This window comes from Polaromonas sp. P1_G2 (assembly GCF_056405515.1).
Window position 1 is genome coordinate 1 of the sequence record NZ_JBFUBY010000517.1, and the last position, 1,196, is coordinate 1,196.

The 1,196-nt window shown below is 58.2% G+C and carries 1 protein-coding gene and 1 pseudogene; one reads left to right on the plus strand and one right to left on the minus strand.

The annotated features are described in order from the left end of the window. Positions 1–119, minus strand: a pseudogene (locus tag AC1D0P_RS25830) (outer membrane protein OmpA); the annotation flags it as partial. A gap of 252 nt (positions 120–371) precedes the next feature. Here AC1D0P_RS25830 and AC1D0P_RS25835 point away from each other — a divergent pair. Then, positions 372–1,196, plus strand: an 825-nt coding sequence (locus tag AC1D0P_RS25835) for a DNA gyrase subunit A (RefSeq protein ID WP_477679334.1), incomplete at its 3' end; no start/stop codon positions are given.

Here is a 1,196-nt window from a genome sequence, read left to right on the forward strand (position 1 = left end):
CCGTTTTTCCAGACCAGCTCGCCGTTGCCGTTTTTCCAGTTGTCGATCGTTTGTGCACCAGCGGCGGTAACAAGCGCTGCGGAAGCAAACAACATTGCCACTTTGTTGAGTTTCTTCATGGTTCTCCTCTAGAGAAAAGCCGCAGACTTGCTGCGATTAGTAATTTACACGCCGTGAGTGACCATCACTCAAAGCGTTACATCGATTGTGCCACACCTGTCTCAACCTTCAAGCACGCTATCGGCTTCGTCTGACACAGACATAAGATTCTTGAGCATTTGTTGCTGTCCCGCCACAGGTAGGCGCTTTAAACTCAAGCCTTAAAATCGCTGGCTTTCCTCAAGAATCTCGAAATCCCAACCAGGCCGCTCATGACCCAGTTCGCTAAAGAAACCCTGCCCATCAGTCTTGAAGAGGAAATGCGGCGCAGCTATCTCGATTACGCCATGAGCGTGATCGTGGGCCGGGCCCTCCCCGATGCCAGGGACGGCCTCAAGCCCGTGCACAGGCGCGTGCTGTACGCGATGCACGAGCTGAACAACGACTGGAATCGCCCTTACAAGAAGTCGGCCCGTATCGTCGGCGACGTGATCGGCAAGTACCACCCGCACGGCGACCAGTCGGTCTACGACACCATCGTGCGCATGGCCCAGGACTTTTCCCTGCGCCACCTGCTGGTTGACGGCCAGGGTAATTTCGGCTCCGTGGATGGTGACAACGCGGCCGCCATGCGGTATACGGAAATCCGCCTGTCGAAAATCGCCCACGAACTGCTGGCCGACCTGGACAAGGAAACCGTCGATTTCGGCCCCAACTATGACGGCAGTGAACAGGAGCCCCTGGTCATGCCGACCCGGCTGCCCAACCTGCTGGTCAACGGATCCGGCGGCATCGCGGTGGGCATGGCGACCAACATCCCGCCCCACAACCTCAACGAAGTGGTCGACGCCTGCCTGCACATGCTGAAGAACCCGGAGGCCACCATCGATGAGTTGATGGAAATTGTGCCGGCGCCGGACTTCCCCACCGGCGGCATTATTTACGGCATCAACGGCGTCAAGGACGGCTACCGCACCGGCCGCGGCAAGGTGGTGATGCGCGCCAAGTGCCACTTCGAGGACATCGACAAGGGCCAGCGCCAGTCCATCATCGTCGACGAGCTGCCCTATCAGGTCAACAAAAAGACGCTGCAGGAG